16 protein-coding genes and 2 pseudogenes are annotated in these 23,240 nt (G+C 67.2%); 9 read left to right on the forward strand and 9 right to left on the reverse strand.

Features of this window, described 5'->3' with window-relative positions:
- Positions 1-79 precede the first annotated feature (79 nt).
- The 4 genes and pseudogenes from ACTMTF_RS41305 to ACTMTF_RS41320 form a co-directional block, all read left to right on the forward strand.
- A complete protein-coding gene (locus tag ACTMTF_RS41305; protein ID WP_110697691.1) occupies positions 80-649 on the forward strand; it encodes a DJ-1/PfpI family protein in 570 nt (189 codons plus the stop codon).
- Positions 650-668: 19 nt separating this feature from the next.
- The gene (locus tag ACTMTF_RS41310) at positions 669-1,490 is read left to right on the forward strand and encodes an alpha/beta fold hydrolase (RefSeq protein WP_441115563.1); all 822 of its coding nucleotides are present in this window, start codon (positions 669-671) and stop codon (positions 1,488-1,490) included.
- A 102-nt stretch (positions 1,491-1,592) separates the two neighbouring features.
- Positions 1,593-1,787: pseudogene (locus tag ACTMTF_RS41315) on the forward strand (SDR family NAD(P)-dependent oxidoreductase); the annotation flags it as partial.
- Between the two features lie 322 nt (positions 1,788-2,109).
- Positions 2,110-2,256: pseudogene (locus ACTMTF_RS41320) on the forward strand (Tn3 family transposase); the annotation flags it as partial.
- A 330-nt stretch (positions 2,257-2,586) separates the two neighbouring features.
- Here ACTMTF_RS41320 and ACTMTF_RS41325 read toward each other — a convergent pair.
- From ACTMTF_RS41325 to ACTMTF_RS41355, 7 genes are all read right to left on the reverse strand, one after another.
- Complete coding sequence (locus ACTMTF_RS41325) at positions 2,587-4,206, reverse strand: glycoside hydrolase family 27 protein (protein WP_441115564.1); 1,620 nt, start codon at positions 4,204-4,206, stop codon at positions 2,587-2,589.
- Between the two features lie 100 nt (positions 4,207-4,306).
- Positions 4,307-5,734, reverse strand: a complete 1,428-nt coding sequence (locus tag ACTMTF_RS41330) for a glycoside hydrolase family 43 protein (protein WP_441115565.1) — start codon at positions 5,732-5,734, stop codon at positions 4,307-4,309.
- Between the two features lie 159 nt (positions 5,735-5,893).
- The gene (locus ACTMTF_RS41335) at positions 5,894-6,082 is read right to left on the reverse strand and encodes a hypothetical protein (RefSeq protein WP_441115566.1); all 189 of its coding nucleotides are present in this window, start codon (positions 6,080-6,082) and stop codon (positions 5,894-5,896) included.
- Positions 6,083-6,514: 432 nt separating this feature from the next.
- The gene (locus ACTMTF_RS41340; RefSeq protein WP_441115567.1) at positions 6,515-7,708 is read right to left on the reverse strand and encodes a mandelate racemase/muconate lactonizing enzyme family protein; all 1,194 of its coding nucleotides are present in this window, start codon (positions 7,706-7,708) and stop codon (positions 6,515-6,517) included.
- A 25-nt stretch (positions 7,709-7,733) separates the two neighbouring features.
- Positions 7,734-8,561, reverse strand: coding sequence for a carbohydrate ABC transporter permease (locus ACTMTF_RS41345; protein WP_441115568.1), 828 nt, complete (start codon positions 8,559-8,561; stop codon positions 7,734-7,736).
- Complete coding sequence (locus ACTMTF_RS41350) at positions 8,561-9,364, reverse strand: carbohydrate ABC transporter permease (RefSeq protein ID WP_441115569.1); 804 nt, start codon at positions 9,362-9,364, stop codon at positions 8,561-8,563. The genes ACTMTF_RS41345 and ACTMTF_RS41350 overlap by 1 nt, the downstream gene beginning before the upstream one ends.
- Before the next feature lie 187 nt (positions 9,365-9,551).
- Entirely contained in the window at positions 9,552-10,826 is a 1,275-nt protein-coding gene (locus ACTMTF_RS41355; RefSeq protein WP_441115570.1) for an ABC transporter substrate-binding protein, read from the reverse strand.
- Here ACTMTF_RS41355 and ACTMTF_RS41360 point away from each other — a divergent pair.
- Positions 10,798-11,718, forward strand: a complete 921-nt coding sequence (locus ACTMTF_RS41360) for a FadR/GntR family transcriptional regulator (RefSeq protein ID WP_441115571.1) — start codon at positions 10,798-10,800, stop codon at positions 11,716-11,718. The genes ACTMTF_RS41355 and ACTMTF_RS41360 overlap by 29 nt on opposite strands.
- Before the next feature lie 81 nt (positions 11,719-11,799).
- On the opposite strand, the gene ACTMTF_RS41365 is transcribed toward ACTMTF_RS41360, so the two are convergent.
- Positions 11,800-13,125 (reverse strand): ricin-type beta-trefoil lectin domain protein, encoded by a 1,326-nt coding sequence (locus tag ACTMTF_RS41365; RefSeq protein ID WP_441115572.1) that lies wholly within the window; start codon positions 13,123-13,125, stop codon positions 11,800-11,802.
- Positions 13,126-13,892: 767 nt separating this feature from the next.
- Between ACTMTF_RS41365 and ACTMTF_RS41370 the strand changes: the two genes are divergently transcribed.
- On the forward strand, positions 13,893-14,171 hold the full coding sequence (locus tag ACTMTF_RS41370) for a hypothetical protein (RefSeq protein ID WP_441115573.1): 279 nt from the start codon (positions 13,893-13,895) through the stop codon (positions 14,169-14,171).
- Positions 14,172-14,976: 805 nt separating this feature from the next.
- On the opposite strand, the gene ACTMTF_RS41375 is transcribed toward ACTMTF_RS41370, so the two are convergent.
- Positions 14,977-15,717: a FadR/GntR family transcriptional regulator gene (locus tag ACTMTF_RS41375; protein WP_441115574.1), complete on the reverse strand. Its 741-nt coding sequence runs from the start codon at positions 15,715-15,717 to the stop codon at positions 14,977-14,979.
- Positions 15,718-16,095: 378 nt separating this feature from the next.
- Here ACTMTF_RS41375 and ACTMTF_RS41380 point away from each other — a divergent pair, with 378 nt between their 5' ends.
- The 3 genes from ACTMTF_RS41380 to ACTMTF_RS41390 all read left to right on the forward strand — a co-directional run bounded on the left by ACTMTF_RS41380 (position 16,096) and on the right by ACTMTF_RS41390 (position 23,155).
- Positions 16,096-18,453: an RICIN domain-containing protein gene (locus tag ACTMTF_RS41380; protein ID WP_441115575.1), complete on the forward strand. Its 2,358-nt coding sequence runs from the start codon at positions 16,096-16,098 to the stop codon at positions 18,451-18,453.
- 119 nt (positions 18,454-18,572) lie between these two features.
- Positions 18,573-21,392, forward strand: coding sequence for a PQQ-dependent sugar dehydrogenase (locus ACTMTF_RS41385; RefSeq protein WP_441115576.1), 2,820 nt, complete (start codon positions 18,573-18,575; stop codon positions 21,390-21,392).
- An 11-nt stretch (positions 21,393-21,403) separates the two neighbouring features.
- Complete coding sequence (locus tag ACTMTF_RS41390; protein WP_441115577.1) at positions 21,404-23,155, forward strand: ThuA domain-containing protein; 1,752 nt, start codon at positions 21,404-21,406, stop codon at positions 23,153-23,155.
- Positions 23,156-23,240: the final 85 nt, after the last annotated feature.

Below are 23,240 nucleotides of genomic sequence, written 5' to 3' on the forward strand. Positions count from 1 at the left end.
GAATGCTAACCCAATCGGATCGGATCGGATTGGATCGGATTGGATCCACCTCACCCGCCCCAGATGCGAGGAGAAGCAGGTGCCCAGAGCACTGCTCCTGACCGGCGACGCCGCCGAGGAGCTCGACACCATGTATCCCTACTATCGCGTGCAGGAGGGCGGCTGGGACGTTGACGTCTCGTCACGGACGATGCGTGACGTTCAGCTGGTCATCCACGAGTTCGACCCCAACTCCGACGCCTACGTGGAGAAGAACGGCCGAAAGTTGCCGGTCGACGTGCCCTGGGCCGAGGTCGACGTCGAGCGCTATGACGCCCTCATCATCCCTGGGGGACGCGCCCCCGAGTGGATCCGGGTCGACGCCGACGTCAGGCGCATCACCGAGCACTTCTTCGCGCGCAACCTCCCGATCGCGCTGGTGTGCCACGGCGCGCAGGTGCCAGCTGTGTACGGGCTGCTGAAGGGCCGAAAGACGGCGTGCTTCCCCCCCATCACCGGTGACATGGAGAACGCGGGCGCGACGGTCGTCGACGCTCCCGACGTCGTGGACGGCAACCTCGTCTCCTGCCGGGGGTGGCCCGACATGCCGCAATTCGGCAGGGCGATGATGGAGGTCTTTTCGAAGTCGATCAACTCCGCATCGGCATGAGCACACCTGACCTGTCCCGGTGACGGCACTTCGGACCGTCACAGTCGACGGCTCCCCCGTCCACGTCATGGAGAGCGGCACCGGGCCCGCGGTGCTGATGCTGCACGGCTCCGGACCCGGTACGACCGGATCCGGCGCCTGGGCAACGACGGCACAGGCGCTGGGCACGTCCTGGCGCCTGGTGGCTCCTGACCAGGCGGGGTTCGGCCGTACACCGATCCCGGCGGGCTCCAGGGGTGGGCTCCGGCTGTGGACGGAGCAGGCCGCGGGCCTGATGGATGCTCTCGGTGTCGAACGCTACGCCGTGGTGGGTCACTCCATGGGCGGTGCCGTGGCGCTGGCGTTGGCGGCCGCGCGTCCCCAGCAGGTCACCCGTGTCGTGGCGGTCTCGACGATGGGCGCCCCCGGGGCGCCGCTGTCCGCCGAGCTCGACGCGGTCTGGGCCGCCCCCGCCGGCCCGCTCGGGGCACGAGACATGTTGAGTCGCCTCGTCCTCGACCAAGCGCTCGTGACCGAGTCGGCCGTCGCTGCCCGTGCAGCTGCGATGCGAGCGGGGGCGGCCGCATTCGCGTCGTTGTTCCCTCCACCTAGGGCACGTTGGGCCGACGACCTCACCCTCTCGGCGCGAACGCTGGCAGGGGTCCGCGCGCCCGTGCTGCTCGTCCACGGCGCCGAGGACCGAGTCACCCCGCTCGGGACGGCAGCCCTGCCCCTGCTCGAACACCTGGCCGATGTCCGTCTGTACGTGCTCGGCCGATGCGGGCACGTACCGGCGCTCGAGCACCCACACGACTTCAGGCGACTCCTGTCGTGTTTCCTCGGCCGGGAACGAGGTCACTAATTGCTGCGACAGGTCCGCAGCCCGTGCTCAAGCAGATCAGCATGAAGCAGGCGTGATCCGCGCAGAAGCTAGCGCCCTCCCCGAGACCCGAGCCATGACGAGGCAGTGGCCGAGGTCATCGCTCGACATGGTCGCATCGACATCCTCGTGAACGACGCCGGACGTAGCCACGTCGGTGCCGTGGAGGAAACCGGCGAGGCCGAGCAGCGGGCCCTGTTCGAGGTCCACTTCTTCGGCCCCGCCGCGCTGACACTGCGCCTGCCGGAAATTACATCCGCCCACGTCGTTCTCCGGTGAGGGCTTCGCGTGCCGCCGGGCTGGCTTTCTGATCCGAGACCGGGATGGGAAGTTCCCGGACCTCATGGACGAGGTCCTCGCCAAGGCTGCCATCAAAACGGTGCTCACCGGTATCCGGATGCCACATGGACTCGATCATGGATCGGCGGGTGCAGTCATGCCGTCGCGAACTTCTCGACCGCTGCCTCGTATGGAACGAACGCCACCTGCGGCACGCCCTGCGAGAGTACGAACACTTTTACAACCAGCACCGAGCACATCAAGCCCTGAACCAAACAGCCCCGCTGCGCACCGTCCCCGATCCGATCACGGATCCAGAGCGAATCATCGAATGTCGGTCCAGGAGTCCCGGCACCGTCTGGCCCGCAAGATCTGCCACGGCAACTCCGGTCGGATCCGACAGGCCTATCGGAAAGGCCAGGAGGATCAACTCGCGGCTCTTGGACTTGTCGTCCATGCCGTCGTTGTGGTCGGGGGTGGCGCCTCGGCCGAGGGCCCGGCGGATCGAGGTGGGAGGTGATGCGCCAGGTGCTCGCAGGGCCGCGGCTTCCCGGTCGCCGACGTGGTCCAGGACGGCGGCCACGTGCGGGCTGGGCGGGCCGGTGACCACGGACGTGTTCCCTGTTGAAATCGACGCGTCTTCAGAGCTTGGTGAGAGGTGTGACAGGTGGGGGGAAGGTCTGTTGGGTGCCGGAGAGATCGTTAGTGGTGCAGGCCGTATCCCCGCTTGAGCCTGCCCGCCGACGAGATGGCGGCGAGCAGGCTCTCGTGGTTCAGGCGTTCATGTGGGATCCCGAGATCAGATGCGGTTCCACCGTTGGTTGGCGCCGCCGTGGCAGGTCCAGATGTTGAGCCGGACGCCGTTGGCGGTGCCGTTTGCGGTCACGTCCAGGCACTTGTTCGCGCCGATGGCGGTGATGGTGCCGTCGGTGTTGAAGCGCCACTTCTGGTTGCTCTGGCCGTTGCAGTCCCAGATGAGAACGCTCGTGCCGTTGGCGGTGCCGTTGTTGTTGACGTCCAGGCACTTGCTGCCATAGACGCGCAGTTCACCGGCGGACGTCGAGGTCCACTGCTGGTTGGCCTGCCCGTTGCAGTCCCAGATGTTCACTGGCGTGCCGTTGGCTTGAGACGCTTCGACCACGTCGAGGCACCGGCCCGATCCGACACCTTGGATCCGCGTCGTGGGATCGGGTGTGCCACCACTGACGCGGAACACCACGGTGCCGTGGGACGGGACGCTCGCCGAGATGGCTCCCGTGGTCGTGGTGACGGCGTTGGTCCAGGCGTCGCGCAAGGAGAAGGAGTTGCCGCTCAGGCCGATGGCGGAGGCGGTGGTGCTGATCGTGGTCGTGCTGCCTCCCTGGTTGAACAGGGCCACCGCGACGTCGCCGTTGCTGAGGCGTTTGGCCAGGATGCGGCGGGTGCCGTCGTTGCTGATCTGGGTGGCCTGCAGGCCGAGGGCGTCCTGGTTGATGGCGATCAGGCGGGGGTTCTTCAAGATCGTCGTGGTGGCGGCGTCCATGTTCCGGACGTCGTTGCCCGCGATGAGCGGCGACGCCATGACGGCCCACAGGGCGAAGTGGCTGCGCATCTCGGTGTCGTTCATGCCGCCCCGGCCGACCTCCATCATGTCCGGGTCGTTGAAGGCCCCTGGCCGGGCGTAGCCCGACAGTGGCGCGTTGACGTTGACGATGTTCTGGATGCCCATCGGGTAGCCGTTGGTCTGGCCGGAGTCCCAGGTGTTGGTGATGTCCTCGGTGGTGCGCCAGATGTTGGCGACGTCGCCCCAGTTCCGCTGTGGGCCGGTCTTGTCGTGGATGCTGTTGGGGTTGATGCTGTAGAGGATCGGCCGGCCGGTGGCGGCCAGGGCGTCGCGCATCTTGGCGAAGGTGCGTACCTGGTCGTCGATGGTGCCGGTGGGTGAGCACCAGTCGTACTTGAGGTAGTCGACGCCCCAGGCGGCGAACTGGCGGGCGTCCTGGGCCTCGTGGTTGAGGCTGCCGGTCGCGCCGGGGTAGGAGCCGAAGTACTGGGCGCAGGTCTTGTCGAGCGGGGCCTGGTAGAGGCCGAACTTCAGGCCCCTGGCGTGCAGGTAGTCGCCGAGGGCCTGCATGCCGCTCGGGAACCTCGACGGGTTGGCCTGGAGGTTCCCGGCCGAGTCGCGGGTCGGGTTGAACCAGCAGTCGTCCACGACGACGTACTGGTAGCCCAGGTCGCGCATGCCGTTGCTGACCAGGGCGTCGGCCGTCTGCCGGATCAGGGTCTCGTTGATGTTGCAGCCGAAGGTGTTCCAGGTGTTCCATCCCATCGGCGGGGTACGGCCCACGCCGTTCTCCAGAGCCTGCGCCTGGGCGGCGGGGATGAGCGCCACGGCCAGCGCCGCCAGGCTCAGCATGACACGTGCTCGTTGTCTGCTCACGGATGTCCCTCCTAGGGATGGTCGGGCGCAGCCGACCGGGGGTGGTCGCGCTGCCGCGGGTGATGGGGTCGAAGGCGGTGCTCATGCCGGCTGCGGGCGGTCACTGGAAGGAGGCGTCGTCGATGTAGAGGTCGTCGGTGCCCGAGGCCGTCTCGACAGAGAAGGAGGCGTTGGTCAGGAGGCTGCCACCGCTGTTGCCGTACGGAGTGAACTGCCACCAGTTGAGGTTGAGCAGGTAGCCGCTGCCGCCCGCGAAACGCAGGTACAGGTCACGGGTGCCGGTCGCGCCGGACACCGGGCAGGTGACCGTGGCCCAGTTCTGCCAGCCGCCGGTGCCGTTGACGGTGCAGGTGCCCACGAGAGTGCCGGTGGCGCTGCCGAGCCGCAGTTCGATCCGGCCGCCGCTGGTACCCGAGGCCACCCGGGCGGTGAAAGAAGTGGCACCGTTGCCGAAGGCGACGCCCTTGACCTTGATGTAGTCGCCGTTCTGGATGAAGCCGACGTTCATGCCGCCTTCGCCGGAGGCTTCGGTCTCCACCCCGGACGACCAGGCGATGGTCTCGGCTTCCTGCCGGACGAACGGGTCGAGGGTGCCGACCTGTGGCGGACCGGCGGTGGTCATGTTGATCGTCGGAATGGTGCCGTCGGCGTTGTAGGTGAACTTCTCCACCGCCACTGACCTGGTGTAACCGCCGCCGTTCGGCAGAGCGCCGTTGTGGTAGAAGAAGTACGATCCTCCGGCGTAGTCGATGATCCCGGCGTGATTGGTGAAGCTGCTCCCCTGCCGGGGCATGATCGTCCCCCGGTAGGTCCACGGCCCGATGGCCGTGGGGGCCGTCGAGTAGGCGATGAACTCCGAGCAGCATTCGGCGGCGAACACGTTGTAGTACAGGCCGTTGCGCTTGAAGATCCAGGGCCCCTCTTCATAGAGCGTGGGACGGCTGGGGTTGCCACTGCGCGCGCCGAACCCCGCGCTGGTCAGCGGGATGTAGGTGATCCCGCCGGAGTAGGAGATCATGTCGCTGTTCAGGCGTACATACGCGAGGCGAGGGTTACCCCAGTACAGGTAGGCCTGGCCGGTGTCGTCGATGAGGACGTTGGGGTCGATCTCGTTGTTCTCGGCCAGCGGACGGCCCAGCGCGTCACGGAACGGCCCGGTGGGGCTGTCGCCGACCGCGACGCCGATGGCCATGCCGCCGGTCGAACGGTTCCGCACCGGGACATACCAGTAGAACTTGCCGTTGCGGTAGGCGACGTGGCCGGCCCAGGCGTTGGCGTCGGCCCAGGCGAAGGTGGCCAGGCTCATCGGTGAGCCGTGGTCGGTCCAGTTGGCCATGTCGGTTGAGGAGTAGACGCGCCAGTCGCGCATCGTGAAGTACGTGGAGCCGTCCTCGTCATGGCCGGTGTAGAGGTAGAGACGGCCGTTGTGGACGAGCGGCGCCGGGTCGGCGGTGTAGATGGTCTGCACGATCGGGTTGTCGGCCTTGGCCATGGGCGGCGACAACGTGATCAGCAAGAACAGGCTCACGGTCCAGAGAATCATTCTTCTGGCAGTGCGAAGTGCGGGTCTCACCTGGCGTCTCCCTCAGGCGGTGTTCGATGGGGGTGTGGTGGCCCCGGACGCGGCGGGTCAGAGCGACCGCCGCGTCCAGGGCGGTTCAAGGGGCGATCAGCAGGCTCATGCGCTTCAGCGCTGCAGTGTCAGCAGACCCGGCCGGTAGGGCAGGAGGCCGTAGTCGCCGCCGGAGTTGGGGTTGCGTCCCTGGTAGAGCAACTGCAGGTTGCAGGGGTCGACGGTCGCCGCTGTCGCGGAGGTGGTGCCGACGGTGAGCAGAGCGCCGGGGAACACGATCGACGCGATGGCGGCGATCAGCACGCGTGAACGATTTCCCCTGATAGGCCGCATGGTTTCCTTTCAACGAAAAGTTAGCGCTAACATAACGGCCATGAAGGTATCCGGATGGCGGGGCCGAGGGTGGGTGGCAATAAGGTCGCGTCTTTTGTTATCGCTAACATTCAGATCTGCGTCTGAGGCGTAGTTTCACGAAGTACATCCGACCGGTCGATCGGCGTCAACGAGGAGCGGTTCTCGCTGACCTCGGCGCCGCCGTCGGCGCGCTTCCCTGCCTGGACATTCAGCCCGAGAGAGATCGCCTAACGGCTCCTGCGAAAGTGAAACTTTCATAGAAGTACGACTTGGCAACCATGGATTTCGGGCCTGATCTCGTTGATTCTCGCAGTCTGGCTGGCAGAGATAACGGCTCCCCTTTCGATCAATTTTCGGACGGATGGCCACGAACGGTGGAAGTCACCTCGGCGTTCGATCGTGCAGGTTCACGGCCAAGGGGGTGAGCCGGGGCTGCTGCGCGGTGTGACCGCGATCGGCCACTGCCAGCAGCCGCCGGCCGGCCTGCTCGGGCCGGACACCGGGACCGTCGGCCGACAGAGTGCCCGGTTGGCGGGTGAGCCCCTCGATGAGGTCCTCGTCGACCGTGAGGCCCAGACCGGGCGAGTCCCCGAGGAGAAACGCGCCGTCCTCGACGCACAGGTCGACGGACAATCCGAACGGCGGCCGCAGATTCTGCAGCTCGCTGGCCATGTGATTCGGCACCGAGCCGGCGGCGTGCAGCAGCCCGACCGGGATGTTGCCGATCGGGCTGACCGGCAGATCGTGGGCGTGAGCCAGGGCGGACACCCGCAGGAAGTGGGTGACCCCCCAGACCGCAGCCATCTGGACGATGTCGACGGCCCCCGCGGCCAGCAGCGGACGATACTGCTCAAGCCCGGTGAGGTTCTCCCCGGTGGCGACCGACGCGCGGATCCCACGGCCGACGACGGCCAGGCCCTCGGCGTCCCACCGCCGGACGGGCTCCTCGATCCAGGTGAGATCCAGGGTGCGTTCGAGCTCGCGGACGTGCCGGATCGCCTGCTTGCGGGTCCAGGCCTCGTTCACGTCGAGCATCAGGCCCGGCCGCGTTCCGCGCCCGGCCTCGGTCAGGACCTCCTGGACCAGGACCAGGCGGTGCCGGTCTCGCTCGATGTCGAGGCCACCCTTGATCTTGGCCGCCCGCAGACCGTGCTCGGCGTAGACCGCGTACACCGAGACGAGTTCGTCGTCGGTCAGGCCGATGTCCAGCCCCGAGGCGTAGGCGGGAACCCGCCTGTCACGCCCGCCCAGCAGCCGCCAGAGCGGTTCACCGGCCGCCTTGGCCTTGATGTCCCACAGCGCGGTGTCGAGGGCGCCGATGGTCCCGAACACCGCGCCCGCGTGGCCGGCCTTGAAGGTCTGCCGCAGCATGCGGTCGTACAGCGCCGTTACGCCGCGCGGATCCTCGCCCTCGATGGCGGCGAAGACACTGGCGAGCTCCACGTGCGGCCCGATGCCGACGCCGGTGATCCCCTCATCGGTGTCCACCATGATGATCGACACCAGAACGACGCCATCGGCGTAGACGCCGTTGGCGTCACCGACCGGACGGTCCCATTCCTGGACCGTCGTCAAAGTGCGATACCCCGAAATTCGCATGTCAGCCCTTCGTGGAACCGGCGGTGACACCGTCGGCGATCTGGCGCTGAAGAAAGAGATAGATCATCAACATGGGTACGGCGGCGATCAGAACCCCGGAGGCGAAGGTGGGGATGTCGTCGGAGTACTGTCCACGCAGCGAGGTGACTCCGACCATGAGGGTGCGGTGGTCGGCCGATGGCATCATCAGCAGGGAGACGAGCACGTCGTTCCAGCAGAACAGGGCGTTGAGAATGCCGACCGATAGGAGGGCAGGAGTGCCCATCGGCAGCATGATCCGCCGGTAGACGCCGTACGTCGTGTTCCCGTCGATTCTCGCCGCGTCGACGATCTCCGAAGGAATGGTCTTGTAGTAACTCGTCATCAGGAAAATCGTGAACGGCAGGAACTGCGCGACGTAGGCCAGGATCAGGCCCGGGTAGGTGTCGATGAGGCCGCTGTCGGCCATGACCCGCGTGAGCGGCACCATGATCACCTGAAATGGGATGAACAAGGCTGCGAGACAGCCCAGGAACAGCGTCTTGGAACCGCGAAAGCGCAGCTGGCTCAGCGCGAAGCCGGCCATTGATCCGAAGAGCAGAAGGACGACCACCGAGATCGTCACCACGATGAGCGAGTTGGCGAAGTATCGGGCCATGCCGACGCTGGTCCACGCGGTGACAATGTTGTCCCAGTTCAGGGAGGTCGTCGGGGAGAACCGGTCGAGGACGTAGTCACGCCGGGTCTTCATGGCGACGTTGGCGGTGAACACGAGAGGGTAGATCGTCGCCAGCGCGAGGAGCGCCATCGGAACGGCGACCACCCACCTGCCCACGCGGCTGCCGGACATCAGTCCTCCCTTCCGGCGCGGCGGAGCACGCTGATCTGCATGAGTCCCACCACGAGCATGATGAGGAAGAGGACCGTCGAGGCGGCCGAGGCGAGCGCGGGGCGGTTCATCTGTCCCTGCTGGATCCAGATGTAGTACTCCGGCAGGTAAGTGGACCCCTCCGGGCCGCCGCTGGTCATGACGTACAACAGGCCGAACATGGACGTCAGCATCCCGATCATCGTCGTCACGAAGACGAACTGGATCGTGCGGGTCAGGCTCGGGATGATCACATGCCAGACGGTCCGGGGGAGTGACGCGCCGTCCACCCTGGCCGCGTCCAGGAGCGCGGGGTCCAGGGTGGCGAATCCGGCGAGGAACACCACCAGGGCCATCCCGAACGTCGCCCAGATGTGCACGCCGACCACCGCGAACATGGCGATGTCCGGGTCGCCGAGCCAGTCGACCGGGCCGACGCCGATCACCGCGAGGACGGTGTTCAGCGAGCCGTCGAAGGCGAGCATGAGGTTGAAGATCGCACCGACGATCACCGGTGAGAGCACGGCCGGGAAGAAGTAGACGCTGCGGAAGACCCGGTGCCCGGGTACGCGCAGGTAGATGAAGGTCGCGAGCAGACCGGGGATGGCCACCGCCACGGGAAGCAGCAGCACCAGCAGCCCGACGTTGCGCAGCGCGCTTCGGAACGTCGCATCCTGGAACATCTCCAGGTAGTTGTCGAGACCGACCATCGTCCCGTTGCGCTCGCCGTCGCCCGTGAAGGAGAAGTTGACGCCCAGCAGCAGCGGCCACAGCCGCAGCGTCACGATGATCAGTAAGGCCGGAGCCACCAGAACGTATGGCGCGAGGCGTTCGGACCACAACTTCCGGGAGCCCGGCCGGGAAGAGGCTCCGGGGTCACCGTGACGTCCCCGCCGCCTCGACTCTTCTCCGCCGGCCCACCCGGAGCCGACCGGCCGGGCCGGCGGTGACGAATTTCGGATCGGCACGGGATCAGCTCGCCCGATCGGAAGCGGCCAGCTGCTCCACCACCTCGTCGACGGTCGCCGAGCCGCTCAGAAGCTGCTGGGACAGCCTTCCCATCAGATCCAGGGTCTTGGAGGATAACGCGACATGCAGGGCGGGCTTACCGTTCTTGATCTCGGAGACGATCGTGCCGACGGCCGCGGGGCCCTGCGACACGTCGATCGTGGTGTCGGACGCGATCGCGCCGGCGTCGGAGTAGAAGGAGGTCAGGGCGTCGGTCGCGGTCAGCGACCGCACCAGGTCGGCGGCCAGCTTCGGGTCCTTCGCCCACTTCGCGACCGCGTAGCCGATGCCACCGTCGTACGGAAGGTTCGCGCTGGTTCCGCCGGTGACGACCGGGGACGGCATGACGCCGAGCTTGTCGGCTCCCAGGAACTCGCTGAAGTCCTTCCAGTGCCCGATGTCAGACATCAGCCCGATGATGTGAGCGGCCTTACCGGAGTTGAAGATAGTGAAGGCGTCGTTGAACATCGCGGTCGAGTTGGCCCCGTCGTTGTTCAGCTTCGAGTCGCCGGCCTCTTTCCACAGCTTGAAGACCCGCTTCACGTTGGGAGAGGTCCAGACGCGCTTCCCGGCGATCCAGTGGTCGTACTCCTGCGGCGTCAGGATGCCCGAGCCGAGGCCCGACAGGAAGAACTGGATGCCGACGCCCTCCTTATTGCCGAGCGCGAAGCAGTTGGTCCCCGTCTTCAGCTTGATGGTGGTGCAGTTTTCGACGAACTCGTCCCATGTGGTGGCGGGGCTCGCCGGGTCGAGTCCCGCCTTCTCGTACAGCGCCTTGTTGTAGTAGATCGGATGGCCCTGCAACGTCACCGGCGCGGCGTAGACCTTGCCGTCCTTACTGAACGCGTCCCAGCCCGCCAGGCGCTGCTTGTCCTCGGCCACGTACGGGTCGAGCGGAAGGAGCGCGTCCACGCGGTCGCGGATCTGGCCGCCACCGTTGAAGAGCATGACATCGGGTCCTGTGCCGGCCTGGATGGCCGCGCCCAGCAAGGTGTAGTACTGGTCGAACGGCTGAGCCACGAACTCGACCGTGACGCCGGGGTGCTTCTTGGCGAAGTCGCCTTTCGCCCTCTGCACGTAGGAGGCCGCGGCCGCGTCACCGGATTTCCAGTCCCAGACCACGAGCTTCGAGACCTTGCTGGAACCGCTCGGCGATGACGTGGGCCGGGTGGCGCTTCCGCAGCCGGCCAGGGCCAGTCCCGCGACCAGGATGGCCGACCACAATATTCGCTGCTTCATTGCTGTTCACTCTCCAGAGGACGGCCGGCTCGCCCGACCGCTGTTTGAGGCGAAACGTAATTCGTATGACGTCTTACGTCAATGCACGTGTCATATACTGACGGCGAAATATGGCGCCGCCCGCGGCACCGGAGGAGATATGACGACATCCCAGGAGTCGCCGCCGGCGTGGGTGCGACGGCCGGCCAACCTCGCCAAGGCGGTGACGGCGGAGCTGGTGGAGCGCATCGTTCGGGGGGTGCACCCCTCGGGTACGCCGTTGCCCCCCGAGCCCGCGCTTTGCGATGCCTTCTCGGTGAGCCGGACCGTCATCCGCGAAGCGGTGAAGATCCTTCAGGAGAAGGGGCTGGTGCAGGTCCGCCAGGGCAGCGGCACCATAGTCACTCCGCCGACGATGTGGGACATGCTCGACGAGCTTGTCCTGGCGGCGACCATCGCCGAGGATGACAGCCTGGCCATCCTTGACGACCTCGTCGTCACGCGACGCGTGCTGGAGTCCGACATGGCGAATTTGGCCGCTCGCCTCGCGGATCAGGACACCATCGACCGGCTGCGTGCGCTGGTCGATCGGATGGACGAGCTCGTGGACGACCATGTCACGTACGCCGAGCACGACCGCGCCTTCCACGACACGATCATGCAGGCGTCCGGGAACCGGATCGCCCGTGGTGTGGTGCGATCCCTGGAGAGCCAGGTCATCAACACCGCGCGCTACATGGGCCAGCCCCAGCGGACCCTGTGCGTGGCGTCCAACCTCGGCCATCGCCGCATCTACGAGCGCATCGCCGCCCACGACCCCGGCGGTGCCGCCGAGGCGATGTTCCATCACATCACCGGCGCCTGGCTCGTCCGTCGCGGTGGGCCGGGCGACCCCGTGCGCCTGGAGCGTTGATCACCGCGGGGACCGGAGCGTCTGGGTGATGGTTCTCGCCGGGACGGTGGACCGCCCCGGCGAAGGTAGGAGATGGCCGGCTCAACTACTCAGGCTCCAGCGCTGGTTGGCGCCGCCGTGGCATGACCAGATGGCGAGTTTGGTGCCGTTGCCCGTGGCGCTGTTGGGCACGTCGAGGCACTTGTTCGCGCCGATGGCGGTGATGGTGCCGTCGGAGTTGAGGCGCCACTTCTGGTTGTTCTGGCCGTTGCAGTCCCAGATCTGCACTGCGGCACCGTCGGCGGTGCTCTGGTTGCTCACGTCCAGGCACTTGTTGCCGTAGACCCGCAGCTCATTCGCGCCGTTCGATGTCCACTGCTGGTTGGCCTGTCCGTTGCAGTCCCAGATCTGCGCCTGGGCGCCATTGGCCTGCGAGACGCCGCTCACGTCGAGACACCTGCCCGAGCCCACACCCCGGATCGGCGTGGAATCGGCCGGCGGGGTGGTCCCGAACTGCGAGAAGAAACTCCACACCTCTCCCTTGGTCCAGGTCGTGATGCCGCTCTCAGCGTAGGTCCCGTCCACCGGGCCGGGCATGTGGCCGTTGTCGAAGGCAGCCCAGACGACCGGGTATCCGGCCCGGCATCCCGAGTAGGTGGTGGATATGTGCGTCCTGCTGCCCGACCCCGGCTCGGGTGGGTTCTGGGCGGTACAGCCGTTGTTCCTGACGAACCTGTCACGCAGCGACCGTCCCTGGGAGATGTTGAGCACCGAGTCCCCGATGCCGTGGAGTCCCATGTACGCGATGGGCTGACTGCCGTCGCTGCACCCGCTGAGCTGCGCACCGGCGTAGACAGCGACCGCACGGAAGACCGTCGCCCTGCTGCACGCGAGTGAGTAACTCATGCCGCCGCCGTAGCTGAAGCCCAGGGCGAAGCGCTGCGAGGTGTCGACACACAGGTCCGCCTCGATCAGCCTGATCAGGTCGTCGACGAGGGTCACGTCCTCGCCGCCGGAATTGGCCCAGCCGTTGCCGATGCCCTGGGGCGCGACGAAGATCGCGCCGTTGTTCGACATCTGCCGCAGGCCGTAGAAAGACCAGGGGTACCCGCTGGTGCCGCCCGAGTCGATTTCGGTGGCTGTGCCGCCACGCCAGTGGAACGCGAAGATCAACCGGTAGGGCGTGCTGTTGTGGTAGTTGTCCGGGGTTCGCAGGATGAAGGAGCGATTCTTGCCGCCGCTCTGAATCGAATGCGTACCGCTCCCCAGCGTCGGAGTCTTGCCGCACCCGGCGGTCGGCGCGAGGGTGCCGGCACCCGTGGACGACGTGGTCCCGCCGGTGCTGTTGCTCAGCGCCGCGGGCCCTGTGGACAGGACAAGAAGTGCCGCGACCGCGATCGCCCCGAAGATGGATCCGTGCTTCGACATCACGCGACTCCCCTTGGGGTTCGAATATCGACACGTCTGGATGGGGACACCACTTGGTTCTCCTTCATGGGGGGGTGAAAGGCATGGGGGGTGAAAGGCTCGGCCTGCCGGTGTGACGGCTCAGCGCCGTTCTGTTGGTCCCGCGCGGAACACCACATCCGGCCGGCACCGCTGAGCCTCGAGCTGCCTGATGAAGTCCACCTACGCCGTCGGTCGCGTGGCTGGTTTCGATCGCGCACATGACCGCTGCGGAGTGCCCCACTCCAGCTGCGGTCCAACCGAGGAGCCCCTGACAGGAGCGTCCTGGCGACTTAGCTACCCATTACCTTCCTCGCGCTGAGGCGCGTCAAGACCTTAAGCCCACTTATTTCTGGCCTCTCACAAAGAGGTCTGTGCAAGAGTGGGAACTCATCCGGGCATTATTGCAGGTAGGTGCCCGTTTCTTTCCTGACGCTGATTCCAGGATCCGGCAGGGCGACAGATGTATCGCATTCAATCCAGGGCGGGCGGGGGATTGATGCTGGCCCGCGCCACGGTTGGTCGTACCCTTGAGGAGGCGGTGGCGACACTCCGCGTGCGGAAGGCGCATACCGGCCGGGCTGCGAGTTGATCAGTCGGCTGCGCCCGCGACTGCATGCCCACCGACCTGGACCACATCACATGCTGTTCGAGTTCCGCCGGGCTCAGGAGATGGAGACGAGCCGGCCGGCCGCCCGCCGCGCCACACCAGCGGAGCCGGGAGGTATCGAGAAGTCCATCAGATAGCGGTGCGAGAGGCCCGGCGGCTGCAGGCCCAGTCCAACCTCATCAGGATCTTCGCGATCAGAAACGAAGGCGGCAACGCCGCCACCCTTGTCGGATCGGTGCGCTGCTTGTCCAACGACACCGTCAGCCTGAAAGTCGTGGTCTCCCGGACCGTCTCCCACGGCGATGAGCCCGCCCCCTTCGGCGAGACCTCCGCCAACGTCACCTGCACCCCCCGCCTCGAAGACAGGTTCGTGTACGTGCCGATCCTGCGCGACGGCCCGTCACCCCCGGCCGCATGATGGCGGCGGCCACCGACATGTACAACAGCGCCGGCAGGCACCATTACGCCTCTAACACCATCCTGCCCATCGGACACTGAGAGCGGGGTCCAAGTACTACGCGACCCGGGAGCCGGGGTTGGTGTCACATGATGGGCCACCGACCCCGGACTGGTACCGGGACACCTTCTCGTCGGCGGAATGGGCCTGCCACAGGACGGTAACGGGTGAAAGTTTCACCGTGCCGCGTTCTCGGGAAGAGCGAACATTCTGGGTAAAGGCAGGTAAGACCCGGTCGCCGAACGAACGCCGGCCAGGCAGGACCCGACCGATTCTTGACAGGCCTTTCTTGCTTCGTGTCTACTCTGGCGCACCACCCACAACCGGCCGCCGGCAGAGGACAGGTTCAGGAACTGATGTGAGCGCTAACAATGACATTCGGACTCGAGCGTCCCGCCCCAGACGCTCGGTCCAGCCCCGTTTGAAGGGATGTGAGCGTTACAGACGTCGATGAGGTCAGCCCGGTAAACGTGGTGCGCCTGGGCGCCATTGGACTGCGAGACGCTGTTACACGGTCGATTTTGTCGGGTCGCAGTTCAACGGACCGTGTCCCGTCCGGAAACACGGTCTCGTGCTCTGCACTGGGATTCTGCTGCATGATCAGAGCAGCGGCTGCGACCAGCGCGAGGTGCTGTTGTCGCTTGTCTACCGGTTGGTGAGGTGCTTGTCCGGCCTGCTGACGGTCGCCAACTGCTCCTCCGCAACGGGGTCTCCGGGATGAGCCGAGGCCTTACGCGGCTGTTGCCCGCCGTCGCCCGTGCCCGGATCAGTGGGACGAGAAGAAGAGGCGCTGCTGGATCTCCCTGCGGTAGTCGTCGAGGGTGTTGTCGATGTGCGTGGCCGCGGCCTGAGCGGCCGCCTCGGGGTCACCGGCGCGGATGGCCTGGTAGATGGCGTCGTGCTCCTCCACGGCCTTGGCGGCGTGCTCGCCCACCGAGCCGCGCAGGCCGATGAGGCTCGACTGCGCCTGCAGCCTACGGGCCTCCCGCACGGCGACCTGGAGGAATATGTTGTGCGAAGCGACGGCGATCGCGGTGTGAAAGGCGTCGTCGCCCTCGTTGAACAGTTCCTCGCGTCCGGTCTCGAAGCCGGTGCGGCACAGGCCGGCCGCTTCTTCGATCGCCCTCAGCTCGGCCGGGGTGGCGCGCCGGGCGGCCAGCCGGCTGGTCTCCATCTCCTGAGCCCGGCGGAACTCGAACAGCATGTAGACGTGGTCGAGGTCGGTAGGGAGGAAGAAGGACCCCCAGCGCCCGGTGCCGAGCATCCCCTCGTCGTCGGCCACGTACAGGCCGCGGCCCTTCTGGGCGCGTACCCGGCCGAGCGCGGAGAGGATCTTCACCGCCTCGCGCACCACGGTGCGGCTGGTGCCCAGCTGCCGGGCCAGCTCGTTCTCGGTCGGCATGCGGTCACCCGGACGCAGGCCGAGTCTGAGGATCAATTCCAGCACCTGCTCGGCGGCTACCTCGTAGCCCGGCCGGTATCCGCTCTCGCGGGGGGCCTCAGTCACCGTGCTTCCTCCTTGCCGTTCCCTGCAAGAGTATGACTGATGGGCCGACCCGCCCCGCCACAGTGCCGTCTCATGAGTACGACACATATGAACGGTTCATCCCTGAGTTATCGGTGCGGATGTACGCGGTCATCGGTATTTCTGCTGGTGAAGGTATGAATTAGCCGACCATGGTCGCACTCTCGGTGCGCCAATCGCAAAATAGGCAGGCTTAAAGGCTTGACGGCTATCCCTGCCCCGAAGGTAATGGGTAGCGAGTCCGGCGATCCCCGACCGCTCCACCCGGCAAAGGCGTCACCTGCCTGAGGATCACGGCGTGACCTGGCCATACGCCTACCCCCCGAAGGAACGACTGTGCCCTTACCTCCGCCCGTCACGATGCTGAGACCGATCCTGATCGGCATCTTCACCGCCGCGCTGGCCGCGGCGTTCGCCCTCGTCGCCCCCGCCGACCCGGCCCTCGCGGCCACCACGACCCTGTACGCGTCACCCGCCGGCACCGGCACCGCCTGCACCCCCACCCAGCCGTGCTCGCCGGCCGCGGCGCAGACGGCGGTACGTTCGCTGAACGCCGGGATGTCCGGTGACATCGTCGTGGAGTTGGCCGGCGGGGTGTACCGGCTGTCCTCGCCGCTCCGGCTGACCGCCGCCGACTCCGGCAGCAACGGCTACTCCGTCAGATGGCAGGCCGCGGCAGGGACCGTCCCGGTCATCAGCGGAGCCAGGGCGATCACCGGATGGACCGTCGCCGACTCGGGAAAGAACATCTGGCGCGCCAACGTCGGGGCCGGGATCGACACCCGGCAGGTGTACGTCGACGGTGCGCTCGCCACCCGGGCGCGCACCGCCGTCAACCGGTCCGACTTCACCGCGAGCAGCACCGGGATGAGGTTCACCAGCGGCGCGCTGAGCCATCTGAACAACCTCGCCGACCAGGACCGGGTGGAGATGGAGAGCGTCGGCTCCTTCACGGACCGGTACGCGCCGGTGCAGAGCATCAGCGGAAACCTCATCACGATGCGGCAGCCCGCCTGGAGCAACAACAACTTCGGGTACGACACCTTCACCAGCCCGCACCGGGCGGGGCCGCTCCACCTGGTCAACGCCTACGAGTTCCTCGACTCGCCGGGGGAGTGGTACCTCGACCCCGAGGCCGGCGTGCTGTCCTACATCCCGCTCGCCGGGCAGAACATGGCTGAGGTCAGCGTGGAACTGCCGGTGCTCCAGTCGCTCGTGCACGTGGGGGGCACCTATGACGCGCCCGCGCACCACATCACGTTCAGCGGCATCACCTTCACCGGCACGAGCTGGCTCGGCCCCAGCGGCGACCAGGGCTACGTGGACCAGCAGACCGGCGCCTACATGGCGGGCGACTGGAGCCGGCCCGCCTTCACCTCCTGCCACCAGGGCTGCCGGGAGTTCGAGGCGACCCGGCCGAACTGGTACCAGATGCCGGCCGCCGTGCAGGTCTCCGCGGCGAGCACCATCACCTTCACCGACTCGCGCTTCGTCAACCTGGGACAGACGGCCATCGGCATCGGCAACGACGCCAACGCGCACGCCAGCGGTGTCGGCCTGGGCGCCGCCGACATCACGGTCATCCGGTCGGAGATCGCCCACAGCTCGGCCGGCGGCATCGTGGTCGGCGGCGTGCGCGCGGACGCACACCACCCGAGTGACCAGCGGATGGTCAACCGGAACATCACCGTCAGCGACAACCGCATCCACGACCTCGGCCTGGACCACCGAGGCGTCGTCTCGGTCCTGACCACCTACGTCACCAACACCGACGTGTCCCACAACGAGGTCTACAACATGCCCTACACCGGCATGTCGATCGGGTACGGCTGGGGCGCCAACGAGCCGGGCGGCAGCACCCACTACGCCGACCGCGGCCTGTACGACTTCCAGCCGCGCTACACCACGCCCACCACCGCTTCCGGCAACCGGCTCATCGGCAACTACGTGCACGACGTCATGCAGCAGATGACCGACGGCGGCTGCATCTACACGCTGTCGTGGAACCCGGGCGCGGTGATCAACGACAACCACTGCCTGCGCACCAACGGCTGGTTCGGCATCTACTTCGACGAGGGCTCGCGGCACTACACCGTCAGGAACAACGTGCTGTCGAGCACCGGCACCTGGGCCACCGCCAACTACTGGTACGGCGAGAACATGGGCGACTTCACCGTCACCGGCAACTGGTCGACCAACGGCAGCACCAACATCACCAACGGCGACCGCGGCAACGTGGTGAACAACAACGTCACCGTCACCAACGGCGCCTGGCCGGCCGGTGCCCAGGCCGTGATCGCGGCCGCCGGGCCACAGGGCCGGCCTCCGGGGAGCACGAGTGCGTTCAAGGGTGTGGGGTCGGGGCGGTGCCTGGATGTCAACGGCGCTTCGCAGGCGAACGGCGCGCAGGCGCTGATCTGGGACTGCAACGGGCAGGCCAACCAGCAGTGGACCTCGACCGGCGCCGGTGAGCTGCGGGTCTACGGCGGCAAGTGCCTGGACGTGAACGGGGCCGGGACGGTGGACGGCACCGCGGTGATCATCTGGGACTGCAACGGACAGAACAACCAGAAGTGGCGCCTCAACGCCGACGGCAGCATCACCGCCGTCGGCGCGAACAAGTGCCTGGACGTCAGCGGCACCGGCACTGCCAACGGCACCAAAGTGCACATCTGGACCTGCCACGGCGGCGCCAACCAGAAGTGGACCCGCGCCTGACACCGTCGGCCTGACGGGCCTCGTCTCCACCGCGGCCAGAGGCGGCACTCCTCTGGCCGCGAGGCAGAATCCCGGGCGCCTTGCCCTGACCGGTCCTCCTGTCGCAGAAGGGAACACTCATGTCCCGACGTCCATGGCTCACCTTGCTGACCACGATGGCACTCATCACTTCCGGAGCACTCGCGCTCGACGCCTCCCCGGCGAACGCCCTCGACATCCCGCCGTCCGACTACCAGCAGGTGTCTCTCGCGTCGGGTGGCGCTGAACTGGGTGAGGCGATGTCGCTGGCCGTGATGCCGAACCGGTCGGTGGTGCACACGGCGCGCGACGGCACGCTGCGTGTCACCGATGCCAACGGCAACACGAAGGTGGCCGGCAGGCTCAACGTCTACACCCACGACGAGGAGGGCCTGCAGGGAGTGGCGGTCGATCCCGGCTTCGCGTCGAACCGGCACCTCTGGATCTACTACTCTCCGCGGCTGAGCACGCCGAACGGTGATGCGCCCAGCACCGGCACGCAGGCCCAGTTCGACCAGTGGAAGGGCGAGCTGTACCTGTCCCGGTTCGCCCTCAAGGCGGACGACACTCTCGACATGACCAGCGAGAAGGTGGTCCTGCGGGTCCAGAACGACCGCGGCCAATGCTGTCACGTGGGCGGGGACATCGACTTCGACGCCACCGGCAACCTATATCTGACCACCGGCGACGACACCAACCCGTTCGAGTCGAGCGGCTACTCCCCGCTGGACGAGCGGACCAACCGCAACCCACAGTTCGACGCCCAGCGCTCGGCCGCCAACACCAACGACCTGCGTGGCAAGCTCCTGCGCATCAAACCACAGCCTGACGGCACCTACACGATCCCCGGCGGCAACCTGTTCCCGCCGGGGACGGCGAAGACCCGGCCGGAGATCTACGCGATGGGCCTCCGCAACCCGTTCCGGATGAGCGTGGACAAGGCGACCGGCATCGTCTACCTCGGCGACTACGGGCCGGACGCGGGTGTGACCAGCTCCAGCCGCGGGCCGAGCGGGCAGGTGGAGTTCGACCGCATCACCGGTCCGGGCAACTACGGATGGCCGTACTGCACGGGCACGAACACCACCGGCGAGACCTACAACGAATGGAACTTCGCCACCAACAGCACCGGTCCGAAGTACGACTGCGCGGGCGGCCCGGCCAACAACTCCTTCCGTAACACCGGCCTGACCACGCTGCCTCCGGCGAAGCCGGCGTGGATCCGGTACGCGGGGGACGCCGGAAGCCCACCGGAGTTCGGCTCCGGATCGGAGTCGCCGATGGGCGGCCCGGTCTACCGTTACGATCCCGCCCTGAGCTCGGCCGTCAAGTTCCCCCAGGCGCTCGACGGGCGGTACTTCGCCGGCGAATACGGCCGACGCTGGATCAAGGCGATCGAGGTCAAGCCGGACGGCGCCCACGGGGAGATCTCGGCGTTCCCCTGGTCGGGGACGCAGGTGATGGACATGGCCTTCGGCCCTGACGGAGCCCTGTACGTCCTCGACTACGGCACCGGAAACAACAACCAGGCGCTGTATCGCATCGAGTACATCGGCGACGCCAACCGCAATCCGATCGCCCAGGCGTCCGCCGACAAGACGTCGGGACCGGCTCCGCTGACGGTGAACTTCTCCTCGGCGGGCAGCTCGGATCCGGAGGGCGGCGCGCTGGCCTACTCGTGGAACTTCGGCGACGGCACCACCTCCACGGCAGCGAATCCGAGCAAGACCTACACCACGAACGGCGCCTACACGGTGACGCTCACGGTCCGGGACCCGCAGGGTCTCACCGGCACGGCGAGCGTGATCGTGACCGTCGGCAACACCGCACCGACGGTCAGCCTCACCACCCCTGCCGACGGGCAACCGTTCTCCTTCGGCGACACCGTGCCCTTCCAGGTCACCGTCAGCGACCCCGAGGACGGCACGGTCGACTGCGACGGGGTCACCGTCGCCTACTTCCTCGGCCACGACAGCCACCGTCACCAGATCACCTCCAAGACCGGCTGCTCGGGCTCCATCTCGGTGCCGGTCGACGGTGAGCACGACGCCGCGGCCAACATCTACGGCGTTTTCGAGGCCTCCTACACCGACCAGGGCGGTCTGACCTCCACCAGCGCCCGTACGCTCCAGCCGCGGCACCGACAGGCGGAGCACTTCGGTGCCCAGCAGGGCATCCAGACCGCCGACCACGCCACCGCGGAAGGCGGCAAGACGGTCGGCTTCACCGATGACGGCGATTGGATCTCCTTCCGGCCGTACCACCTGGGCGACGCGACGAGGGTCATCGCCCGGGTGTCCTCGGACGGCGCGGGCGGCAGGATCGAGGTACGGGCGGGCTCGGCGACAGGCACACTGCTGGGAACGGCGAACGTGGCGACCACCGGCGGCTGGGACACCTTCACCGACGTCTCGGCGAACCTCAGCGGCGCGCCGGCCGGCATGACGACGTTGTATCTGGTCTTCCGCGGCCCGACCGGACAGGGCCACCTGTTCGACGTGGACGCCTTCACCTTCGACACCGGCACCCCGCCCTCGGGGAGCACGGGTGCGGTCAAGGGTGTGGGATCGGGGCGATGCCTGGACGTCGACGGCGCGTCGCAGGCCGACGGCGCGCAGGCGCAGATCTGGGACTGCAACGGGCAGCCCAACCAGCAGTGGACCTCGACCGGCGCCGGTGAGCTGCGGGTCTACGGCGGCAAGTGCCTGGACGTGAACGCGGCCGGGACCGCGGACGGCACCGCGGTGATCATCTGGAACTGCAACGGCCAGAACAACCAGAAGTGGCGCCTCAACACCGACGGCAGCATCACCGCCGTCGGCGCGAACAAGTGCCTGGACGTCAACGGCACCGGCAACGGCACCAAGGCGCGCATCTGGACCTGCACCGGAGGAACCAACCAGCGCTGGACCCGCGTCTGAAAGGGACACTCATGCTGCGACATCTGACCCCCGCCGCCCTCGGGCGCACCGCCAGGAGCGACCGAAAGACCTCTGTGCTGCGACGCCTGTCAGTGGCGGTGGCGGTGGCGGCGATCACCGCCGCCGCGACGATGGTCCCCGCCATCCCCGCCCAGGCCGCGGCCTTCAATGTGCTGGTGTTCTCCGAGACGGCCGGGTTCCGGCACGACTCGATCTCCACCGGGATCCAGGCCATACGCGAGCTGGGGGCCGCCAACGACTTCGCCGTCGACGCGACCGAGGACTCGAACGCCTTCGTCGCGGCCAACCTGGCCCAGTACAAGGCGGTGGTGTTCCTCAACACGACCGGTGATGTGCTCAACGACGACCAGCAGGCCGCCTTCCAGGCGTACGTGGACGGCGGAGGCGGTTACGTTGGAGTGCATTCGGCCGCGGACACCGAGTACGACTGGCCGTACTACGGGCAACTGATGGGGGCCTGGTTCACCAACCACCCGGCGATCCAGCAGGCCACCGTACGGAACGAGGACCGGGCGCACGCCGCGACCGCTCACCTCGGGACGACCTGGTCACGCACCGACGAGTGGTACAACTACCGCTCCAACCCTCGCCCGAACGTCCGCGTGCTGCAGAGTCTGGACGAGGGCAGCTACAGCGGCGGCGGCATGGGCGATCACCCGATCACCTGGTGCCGCCCACAGTCCTCCGGCCGCGCGTTCTACACCGGTCTGGGGCACACCCGCGAGTCGTACGCCGATCCGAACTTCCGCACGCTGCTGCTCGGCGGGATCCGGTACGCGGCCAAGGCCACCAACGCCGACTGCCGTCCGGAGACCGGGTACACGACGTTGTACAACGGCTCGACGACGGGCTGGTCGCAAGCGGGGCCGGGGTCGTTCGCCAACAGCGACGCCACGCTGATCTCCCAGGGCGGCATGGGGATGTTGTGGCACAACGCCAAGGAGTTCCGCTCCTACTCGCTCAAGCTCGACTGGAAGCTGACCGGCGACTCCAACTCCGGCGTGATCGTCGGGTTCCCGGCCACCAGTGACCCCAACGCGGCGCTCAACACCGGATACGAGGTGCAGATCGACGCAACCGACACCCCGGACAAGACGACCGGGGCGATCTACGGGTTCAAGGCCGCCGACATCGCCGTCCGGGACGCGGCGCTGAACCCGCCAGGGCAGTGGAACACCTATGAGCTCCTGGTGGAGGGTGAGCGGCTGCAGGTGTTCCTGAACGGCACCAGAATCAACGACTTCACCAACACAGATCCGGTCCGCTCGCTCCAGCAGGGCCACATCGGCATCCAGAACCACGGGTCCGGCGACGTGGTGTCCTTCCGCAACATCCGTATCAAGGAACTGTCCAGCACCCCGGGCAGTACGAGCGCGCTGCGGGGTGTGGGGTCGAACCGGTGCCTGGACGTCAGCGGCGCGTCGCAGGCCAACGGCGCGCAGGCGCAGATCTGGGACTGCAACGGGCAGCCCAACCAGCAGTGGACCTCGACCAGCGCCGGTGAGCTGCGGGTCTACGGCGGCAAGTGCCTGGACGTGAACGCGGCCGGGACCGCGGACGGCACCGCGGTGATCATCTGGAACTGCAACGGCCAGAACAACCAGAAGTGGCGCCTCAACACCGACGGCAGCATCACCGCCGTCGGCGCGAACAAGTGCCTGGACGTCAACGGCACCGGCAACGGCACCAAGGCGCGCATCTGGACCTGCACCGGAGCAACCAACCAACGCTGGACCCGCTGAGGCCCTCGGTCACACGCCGGCGCGCGGCCCCCGTCCAGGGGCCGCGCGAGCCTCCCCTCGTCACCCTCCGACTCCGACCGTTGCC

The organism is Nonomuraea sp. ZG12, from assembly GCF_052068115.1.
Taxonomy (GTDB): Bacteria; Actinomycetota; Actinomycetes; order Streptosporangiales; family Streptosporangiaceae; genus Nonomuraea.